We start from the raw sequence: 8,859 nt of genomic DNA, 5'->3' as shown, positions 1-8,859 counted from the left end.
TTTGCTATTACAAGGGCGGGTTAGCCGAAGCTAACCCGCCGCCTTCGCGACGAGGCGGCGGATGACGCTCTGCTCATCCGCCGCGGGCTTATGGCTTGTTTCTACGCGGGTTCTCTTTTTTAAACTGCTCAATTACGTGCCGTATCGCTTCGTCCACTACGGACTGGCTCTGCGGCAGCTCGCGTGAAGTGTCGACAGCCTGCTGCAAAGAGATGAGCTTTCCTTCCTGGCAATCGAAAATAATCCCGCCTGTTGCCTCTGCGTAGGCCGCCGCCGCCGCATAGGCGGACGCGCCGGCATAAACGTCGCCGCCCCATCGAAACGCCAGCGCGTAAGTCCACGCACGGCCGAAATCGACACTTGGCGTTTCTGTCATCAACTCCCTCGCCTTGCAGTGATCGCATTCAAATGCCGTCTGGCGTCGGTTCAGCACAACCGGCAGTGCGCCGTGCAGTTTAGCAAACGGCGTGGCGCCGGACAGCCGCAGCGGAAGGCCGGCCTCGTCGATAGCCTTTTGCCAGGCATCCACCGACGCTAACCGCCGGTCTGACAGAACATATATTTCCATCGACATTCACCGTCTCCCTCGTGTCAATGGCGCGATCGCCGGCGCCAGATAAAGTGAACAGGAAGAAATCCATCTCTTGCCCTTCCGCGTAATGCCGCGCACCACATTCAGCTCGAAAACCGGCGTACCCGGCGCAGCGCGGGTCCACTCGCGCAGTTGGTTCGCCCTTGCTGGCGATATTCTTGCGTCGCCGGTTTTTACGTCATAGATCGCGATGACATCACCCTGCACGTTGCGCAGCGTGGCGTCCGTCCGGATCGTCCCAGCCATCCCGTAATATGGATCAAGCGTATCGAGACTGAAACTCCTCTCGATATCTCCAACGCCGGGAAGGTCCTGCCACCACAATGCGAGCGCAAACGCACCATGAACCGCGGTGCCGTATTGCGAGGGGCTCATTGTGGGCAAATAATCCAGCAACTCCATGACACGGACCAAGGTTTCGCTAAGCGCCTGCGAGGTTTGGTCGATTGCAGGAATCCCGGTCAGGAAACCCGACGAGGTGGTAACCTCCACCCCACCTTCACTCGTCCATCTACCGCGCTCGTCGCGGGGTTCGTTCGGATTGTATCCAGCTTTTGTTGCTGCGCACATGATGCGACGAGAGATCAATTCCGTCTTGATCGCGCTGAGTTCGCCTTTCCAGAGCGCTATGTTTCGTCTCATTTCAAGCAACTCATCCATGATGCTTTCCATATGTTGAAATCAGCACTATATTAGATTATAGTCCTACTGTTAATTTTTACTCACCGGTGCGACAACGAGAAAACGCGAGGTCAGAAATGACTGAGCGCTCCCCGCGGCATCGCGTTCCAGTTGCTTTGCAGATCACCTCAGGATTGATATCCCCTCTCTAATGCAAGGCTGAAAACTGCTGGAGAACAATTCATGACGACCATTCGCGCATCGATCGCCACCGCGCTCGTCCTTGCCTCGGCGATATCAGGCGGTTCCGCATCGGCCCAGACCCCTCCCGCCACCGAAAAGCTCAATGCCTATGTCGGCTGCATCAACCGGCTGTCGGCGCGCGCGCTCGATTCCCGGGCGCGCTATTTCAGCTGGGTCGGCAAGAACGGGCCGACCGGCAAAGAGCGCATCGTCTACGGGCTCTACACGATCTACGACACCGCGGATTGCCAGAAGAAGGCCGAGGCGGCCAACGCGCTGGAACCGCGCGATGCCGCGCTGGAAGCGGCCGCGACCGCCTATGTGACAGCCGTGACCACGCTGGCGCCGCTGCTCAAGGAAGCGGACGACTACTACACGCAGGAGAACTACAAGGACGACAAGATGGCCAAGGGCCGTGCCCTGCATCCGCGCCTGGTCGCGGCGTGGGACGCCTTTGCGAGCGCCGACAAGAATCTTCGCGACGGCGTCGAGGCGATCAACGACAAGCGCAAGGCCGAGGAACTGGTGGCGATCGAAGCCAAGGAAGGCCGCAGCGCGCGCTATCACGTGGCAGCATTGATGATCGACGCCAAGCGCGTGCTGCGCGCGGAGGACACGACGAGCCCCGACATCGCGGCAATCACCAAGGCGTTGGAGGCCTATGAGGCCACTGTCCAGGCCATCGAGGCGTCGAGTGCTTCGGGCGACGCCAAGGTCGGTTCGATGTTCATCAGCCAAGCCAAATCGTTCCTGACCACGGCCAAGCAGTTGATGCGCCGGATCCGCGACAAGGTGCCCTACTCGTCCGGCGACAAGATGATGCTGAGCGGGACCGGCTCTGGCTGGATGGTCCAGGGCTCGCCGCCGCGGCTGTTGCGCGACTACAACCAGCTGGTCGACGCCTACAACAGCGGCGCCAGGATGTAGCAGGCGTAGCGCGTAGGAGCGGGGTGACAGGCGAGACTGGCGGATATGAGCGCCAGTCGCTCGGGGCGGGCGTGCTGCGCTCTATTGCGGGGCTTGCTTTTTAAACAATTCCAGAACTCGCCGTACGGCTTCGTCAATCATCGGCTGGCTCTGCGCCAGTTCGCGGGAAATCTCGACGGCCCGCTGTGCCGAGATGAACTGTCCCTCCTCGCAATCGAGAATGACGCCGTCCGTTGCAGCGGCGTAAGCCGCCGCTGCCGCATAGGCGGAGGCGCCAGCATAGATATCCGCACCCCATCGAAACGCCAGCGCGTAAGCCCATGCGCGGTCGAACCCGACCTCCGCGGGCGGATCCTCCATCAATTCCCTGGCGTTGCAGTGATCGCATTCGAACGCCGTCGGGCGTTGGTCGAGCACGACCGGCAACGCTCCGTGCAAGTCCGCGAAAGGCGTCGCGGGAGACAGCCGCAGCGACACACCGGATTGCTCCACCGCCGTTTGCCAAGCCTCCATCGAGGACAATTGGCGATCTGACAGAACATAGATTTCCATCGACATTCATCGTCTCCATCGTGGGCCCTTGGCGCGGGCAGGATCTCAGCTGACCGGTATGCAACTCTCCGGCGTGGCCGGCGCAAACGGTGCGTTGAACAGCAGCTTCATGTCGCTGCGCGCGCCGTAGCCGTCATGCAAAGCCCGCAGCATGAGATCTGCGAGCGGATGAAAATTCGCGGATTTGTCGACGTACTGATCGAGATTGAAGTTGCCCGCCCGGTCGTCGGTATCGAAGCCAAGTTTGGCCAGTGCTGCAACCGCGCGCGGCGGCAGGTAGAGGGTGCGCTTCTGGCCTTTCTTGGCGAACCAGAATCCTGACGATGCTTCGCAATGAATGCGCGTGCGATTGTCAAAAATCTGGCACTGCACATAAGCGTGCGTCCGCGCCGGCAGGTCGATGACCAGATAGCGGTTGAGATCGATGCGGGGATCGCCCGCCGCATAGATCTGTTCGAGCCGGCGCACCACGTCGCAATGATACGCGGCCTGCAGGTCGGCAAAGCTGTCGGCGGCGCTGGCCGGCGCCGTGAAGGCCAGAGCTGCAGCTATCCAACGGAGCCATCTTGCCATCGCCTCCCCCGCCAATTTGCGCGCCGGTTGCTCACCCCTTGACAATTCGAACATAACGCGAACAGAATATCAACTACTAGTTGTTGTTTTTTTATCGAGGCGAGTGTGATGTGGCGTCATCTTCTGGCCGTCGCTTTGCTGTCGGCCCTGTCTTCCGCGGCCAGCTCCCAGCAACCTGGCGCGGCAGAGCGCGACGACATCGCTTCGGTCAAGTCGGGCGATCCTGCGGTGACCGCCGCGATGCAGCGGGCACGAGCGGAGCTGGACGGGTTTCTGGCGATCGCCGGCGCGCCACCGCCGGGGGCCGGTCGATTTTCCCTGAAAATCCGGCTGCCGTTCGGCGATGACCAAGCCGAATATATCTGGGTCAACCCGTTCAAGCGGGACGGCGCCGGCTTCGTCGGCGTTGTCGCCAGCATGCCGCGCAATTTCAGCAACTTGGCGTCCGGAGACCGGCTGGCCTTCCAGAAGAAGGACATCGCCGATTGGACCTATGTGATCGGCGAGCGCCGGAAGGGCAACTACACCGGCTGCGCGCTGCTCGCGAAGGAGCCGCCAGATCAATACGAAGCTCTCAAGAAACGGTACGGGCTCGACTGTTCGGACTGACGAAGGTCGAGAGGTTTGCATGAGACGGCCGAGGGTGGGTGGGCACGCTTCGCTTTGCCCACCCTACGAACTACACCTCGACTATACTTCCACCGTCTCCTTCACCTGCGCCCCCGGCGCAATCGTCGGCGGCGCCGCGTTCAGCGTCTCGATGGCAAACCCGGCCGCGGACTTGTAGCCGGCCATGAAGGCTGCGCGCTCAGTTGGCGGGATCACGTCGTCGATATCATCGAAGGTGCCACCGCAGCGCTCGTCGACGAGGTTCAACAGGCCGAACGGGCCGGCGCCGCGGTTGCGCAGGATCAGTTGCGAGATCGGGCCGCACAGCTTGGCGTCATAGGCTTCCAGCGCGGCCTCAGTGGCGTCATGCACGACCATCGCGGCGCCGAGTTCGCGGGCGTCGATGATCGCCTGGCTGGCGCCGTTGGAGCCGGTCGGATACATCGCATGCGCGGCGTCGCCGAGCAGCGCCACCGGGCCGTCGCGCCAGGTCGATACCGGATCGCGGTCGATCATCGGATTCTCGAACGCGGCGTCGGACGCGCCAATCATCGCGGGCACGTCGAGCCAGTCCCACACCCAGCCGTCGAAATGATGCACGAAATCGGCGGTCGGCACCTGGCGAAACCAGCCCTGCTGCTTCCAGCCCTCAGCATTGTCGACCGTCACCTCGGCGATCCAGTTCATCATCGACAGCCCGGTCACCGGATCGGGCTGTGATATCGGATAGAGCACGACGCGCTGGCGATGCGTGCCGAGCCCGATGAAGGACGCGCCGGTGCGGGTCGGTTTTGCCCAGGTGGTGCCGCGCCACATCAGCGCGCCGCCCCAGTGGATCGGCGGCTGCGCGGGATGCATCTGGGCGCGCACCGCGGAATGGATACCGTCGGCGCCGATCAACAGCGCACCGTGCTCCTGCAAGGTGGAGCCGTCAGCGCGCTCGATCTGCGCCGTGACGCCGTCGGCGGTCCTGGCGTAGCCGGAGACACGGCTGCCGAGCCGGATCGCGTCGGGTCCCAGCCGCGCCACCACGGCGTCGTGCAGCAGCATGTGGAAGCGGCCGCGATGCGCGGCATATTGCGGCCAGCGATAGCCGGCGGCGCGGCCACGCGGCTCGGAATAGATATCGTTGCCATTGAGGCCGACCAGCGCCCATTCCCGGGCCGGCAGGCCGACGCGGTCGAGATCGGCCTCGGTGATCTGGAGATCGCCGAGCTCGCGCACCGCATTGGGCTGCAGATTGATGCCGACGCCGAGCGGGCGCATCTCGCGGCTGGATTCGTAGATCACGCAGGGGACGCCGATCTGGTGCAGCGTCAGCGCGGTCACCAGCCCGCCGATGCCGCCGCCGGCGATGATCACTCTGCTTCCCATGAGACGCTCCTCCGCCCGGTTTCCCCGGTTGCGCCCTCGTCTAGCCAGCCCCGACAAGCGAAGCAAGCCGAGGCCTGGCCCGCCGGCCGCCTTGAACCCGGTGTTCCCGTTGATGACGATGGCGCATCCCGTCGACGCGCGTTTACCTTTCATCAACCATAACAAGCGTTCACCACGAACCAAACAATTCGACGGACATTCTCCCGGTGCAACCAGACGGAGAATGACCATGAGCGAAGCCACCCTGATCCTGCCCAACATGCGCGGCGGCTGCGCCACCGTCGGCGGCACCGTGCATACGCTGTTTCGCGTCAGCAACCGCAGCCATCGCCCGATGGCCCAGCCCGGGACGACCACCGACGGTCCCGGCCATGTCGGCCGCGACCAGCCATCCGGCGCGGCGGCGGCCCCCGAGCCGATTTGAAGCCGTCATGCCCCTGCTGCTACGATGGATAAGGAATCAGCGGGAGCAGCAGCGTGGCAAAGCAAGTCGTTCTTCGTCCGGGCGCGCGAGGCCCCGACGGCAAGCCCGGAATTCCCGGACCGCAGGGCCATCCCGGTCGCCCGGGCAAGCCCGGCGTCACCGGCAAAGCCGGCCCGCCGGGCAAGCAGGGCCCCGTCGGCAAGCCCGGAGCGCCCGGTCCGCAAGGCAAACCGGGCCCGCAGGGCAAGCAGGGCGAAGCCGGCCCGCAGGGCAAAGCCGGCGTGCAAGGCCCGCCGGGCCCCCGCGGCGAGCCGGGGCCCGCCGGCGCGCTGCCGTCCATCGAGCAGGTGATGCCGTGGCTGCACCTGATCTTCGACGCCTGGGAAGAGCACCGCGCGCTGCGCGCGCGGGAGGCGCAAGAGCGCGAAGACAGCGAACGGCGCGAAGCGCAGGAGATTGCCGAACGCGTCGCCGCGATGATCGTCGAGGACGCCGGAGCCCATGACGTAAAACAGCCGGACGACGACAGCGGCAAGAAGCACCACAAGAAGAAGAAGCATTAAACCCTATACTGCGGCGCTGGCCGGGTCGGTCGCCCGATCCCCGAGATAGGCCACGAGGTCCTGCAGCGGAATCGGGCGGGCAATCAGATAGCCCTGGGCCAGGTCGCACCCCATCTCGCCGAGCAGGTCGAGCGCGGCCTGTTGCTCGACGCCCTCGGCGACCACCTGCAGGCCCAGGCTGTGGGCGAGGCTGACGGCGGCACGGACCAGCACGGCGTCGACCGGATCGGTCGCCATGTTGAGCACGAAGGCCTTGTCGATCTTCAGCTCATCGGCAGGAATGTTCTTGAGATAGGCCATCGACGACAGGCCGGAGCCGTAGTCGTCGATCGAGATCGTCAGGCCGGCCGCACGCAGCCGCTCCAGTGTCTGGCGGGCGAGTCCGGCGTTGCCGATGATCGCCGTCTCCGTGACTTCCAGGCATAGTTTTCCGGCGGCGCCTCTGGCGATCTCCAGCGCGGTATCGGTAAAGCCCACATCGTCGAGCAGATGGCCGGACCAGTTCACGGCAATGCTGAGGTTGAAGCCGGCCGCCCGCAGGCGATGCTGATCGCGGACCGCGCGGCGCAGCACCCATTCGGTCAGTTCGCCGATATGGCCGGTCTCCTCCGCCATCTCGACGAACAGATCCGGGCGCAGCGCGCCGCGCTCCGGATGGTCCCATCGCGCCAGCGCCTCGGCACCGACGATCGCTCCGGAACGCAGATCATATTTCGGCTGATAGGCGATGGTCATCTGACCGTTGTCGAACGCGCGCGACATCTCGCTCATCAGCGACAGCGTGGCGCCGGGGTTGCCATAGAGTTTCGCATCGAAGCTCGCGATATGGCGGCGCGCCTCGCGGGCCTGCTCCACGGCAATCAGCGCGCGGTCCAGGATCGCCAGATCGGCGGCGTGTTGCAGCGCGTCGGCGGCCTCCGACAGGCCGATGGTAACGCTGACATCGACATGGGTGTCGCGCAGTTGCAAGGGCCGCGTCACCGCGCCCTGCAGGGTGGCAGCCAGATGGAAGGCCTCCGCCATGTCGCGGGCGACGAAGGCCAGCCCCAGATGCCCGCTCGACAGCCGCATCACCGGGATGCCGTTGAAGGCGCTGCTCAGACGCTCGGCCAGTTGCGCGATCAGTTCGACCATCGGGGCGTGGCCGATGGCACCGCGCAGATGGCTGAAGCGGTCGATGCCGATCGCTGCAACGACGACGACGCCGGACGCAGTGGATGCCAGTTCGTCGGTGCGCTGGTTAAGCGCGGCCCGGTTCGGCAGCCCGGTCTCGCTATCGAACTGCGCCTGCCGGCCGAATTCGCGGGCGCGCGTCGCCGACTTCAGCAGCTTTTGATAGACGTTCCACATCGCAACAGTGCCGAAGCCGCTGAACAGCCCAGCAGCGACAGCCGTGATACAGTCGGTCAGATTGCCGCCGTCGCGCAGGATAAATCCCGGCAAGGCGAAGAAGGCCAGTACCGGCGGCAGCAGGGCGCATTGCAGCGTTTGACGGGATCCGCCGCTGTTGATGGTGACATGGGCGATCGTGCCCGACCACAGGATGCCGGCGCACATCACGCCCCAACTGCCGGAGGCGGCAAGCAGCAGGCCGAACGATGTGAACGCCGCACTGTTGGCCATCGTCAGCGCGAAAAAAACTCGTTCCGCGCTGCGCGCCATGGCCCGGGTTTCATCGACCTTGCGAAAAACGAAATATTCCACGAGTTGCACAGTGAAATATGTGACGTCCCAGGCAAGTGCCCAGCTCAAGCCGGTCTGCAGCTGGAAGATACAGATGATCAGCGCCGCGGATGAGAGCCGCACGCCCAATTGCGCGCGTCGGGCCGCAATGATGGCGGCAATGCTCGGCCGGAGGTCGCTGAGATAGGGTTCCATTGGCTGCGACCATCAAGGCGCGGGTCTCAAAATACCGTTAAAACCTGCCTTTGCATTGCGAGAAACGGCCTAACTTTGCCGAACCCGCCGCCGCCTGCCATATTGCAGCGTCGGGCCGCGTGTGACCCGTGTCTGGCGTGGCGCTCACCCGGATCTGAAGATCCCGGATCAATATCGTCGATTTCGACGTCTCGTGCGTTGCACACCACCCTCTGGCGCTTACGGGCGCACAACCACAGCGAGACTACCATGACGGAAGTTACCTATGTGATCGTCGAACATGATGGCGGCTGGGCCTACAAGGTCGGCGCCGTGTTCTCCGAGCCCTTCGCCAGCCACGCGCTGGCCGCCGCCGCCGCCAAGCGCGCCGCCACCGAGCAGACCGTGCCGGGCCGCACCGAAGTGATCCAGTTCGAGGACGAGAAGGGCCAGTGGCACGAGGAAACCGCCCCGGGCAATGATCGTCCCACCACCCAGATCGTCGACAAATCCTGAGCCGCCCC

At 64.1% G+C, this 8,859-nt stretch carries 11 protein-coding genes; 5 read left to right on the top strand and 6 right to left on the bottom strand.

Annotated features, from left to right (window positions below; translation table 11 throughout):
• Window positions 1-88 precede the first annotated feature (88 nt).
• Entirely contained in the window at window positions 89-574 is a 486-nt protein-coding gene (locus FNL56_RS10440) for a hypothetical protein (protein ID WP_143572645.1), read from the bottom strand.
• The gene (locus FNL56_RS10435) at window positions 575-1,252 is read right to left on the bottom strand and encodes a hypothetical protein (protein WP_143572644.1); all 678 of its coding nucleotides are present in this window, start codon (window positions 1,250-1,252) and stop codon (window positions 575-577) included.
• Window positions 1,253-1,456: 204 nt separating this feature from the next.
• On the opposite strand from FNL56_RS10435, the gene FNL56_RS10430 reads away from it, so the two are divergent.
• Window positions 1,457-2,383 (top strand): YiiG family protein, encoded by a 927-nt coding sequence (locus FNL56_RS10430; protein ID WP_143572643.1) that lies wholly within the window; start codon window positions 1,457-1,459, stop codon window positions 2,381-2,383.
• A gap of 81 nt (window positions 2,384-2,464) precedes the next feature.
• On the opposite strand, the gene FNL56_RS10425 is transcribed toward FNL56_RS10430, so the two are convergent.
• Window positions 2,465-2,941: a hypothetical protein gene (locus tag FNL56_RS10425; protein WP_143572642.1), complete on the bottom strand. Its 477-nt coding sequence runs from the start codon at window positions 2,939-2,941 to the stop codon at window positions 2,465-2,467.
• A gap of 39 nt (window positions 2,942-2,980) precedes the next feature.
• Window positions 2,981-3,562: a TY-Chap domain-containing protein gene (locus FNL56_RS10420; protein ID WP_143572641.1), complete on the bottom strand. Its 582-nt coding sequence runs from the start codon at window positions 3,560-3,562 to the stop codon at window positions 2,981-2,983.
• A gap of 54 nt (window positions 3,563-3,616) precedes the next feature.
• Here FNL56_RS10420 and FNL56_RS10415 point away from each other — a divergent pair, with 54 nt between their 5' ends.
• Entirely contained in the window at window positions 3,617-4,117 is a 501-nt protein-coding gene (locus FNL56_RS10415) for a YegJ family protein (RefSeq protein WP_246661659.1), read from the top strand.
• An 81-nt stretch (window positions 4,118-4,198) separates the two neighbouring features.
• Here FNL56_RS10415 and FNL56_RS10410 read toward each other — a convergent pair whose 3' ends face one another.
• Window positions 4,199-5,491 (bottom strand): flavin-dependent oxidoreductase, encoded by a 1,293-nt coding sequence (locus FNL56_RS10410; protein WP_143577804.1) that lies wholly within the window; start codon window positions 5,489-5,491, stop codon window positions 4,199-4,201.
• 229 nt (window positions 5,492-5,720) lie between these two features.
• Between FNL56_RS10410 and FNL56_RS10405 the strand changes: the two genes are divergently transcribed.
• A complete protein-coding gene (locus FNL56_RS10405) occupies window positions 5,721-5,915 on the top strand; it encodes a hypothetical protein (protein WP_143572638.1) in 195 nt (64 codons plus the stop codon).
• A 53-nt stretch (window positions 5,916-5,968) separates the two neighbouring features.
• Entirely contained in the window at window positions 5,969-6,478 is a 510-nt protein-coding gene (locus FNL56_RS10400) for a collagen-like protein (protein WP_246661528.1), read from the top strand.
• A gap of 3 nt (window positions 6,479-6,481) precedes the next feature.
• Here the strand turns inward: FNL56_RS10400 and FNL56_RS10395 are convergent, their stop codons facing one another.
• Window positions 6,482-8,356 (bottom strand): putative bifunctional diguanylate cyclase/phosphodiesterase, encoded by a 1,875-nt coding sequence (locus FNL56_RS10395; RefSeq protein ID WP_143577802.1) that lies wholly within the window; start codon window positions 8,354-8,356, stop codon window positions 6,482-6,484.
• A gap of 249 nt (window positions 8,357-8,605) precedes the next feature.
• Between FNL56_RS10395 and FNL56_RS10390 the strand changes: the two genes are divergently transcribed.
• Entirely contained in the window at window positions 8,606-8,851 is a 246-nt protein-coding gene (locus FNL56_RS10390) for a hypothetical protein (RefSeq protein WP_143572635.1), read from the top strand.
• Window positions 8,852-8,859: the final 8 nt, after the last annotated feature.

This window comes from Tardiphaga sp. vice304 (assembly GCF_007018905.1).
GTDB lineage: Bacteria > Pseudomonadota > Alphaproteobacteria > Rhizobiales > Xanthobacteraceae > Tardiphaga.
This window is presented reverse-complemented; position numbering and strand designations above follow the sequence as displayed.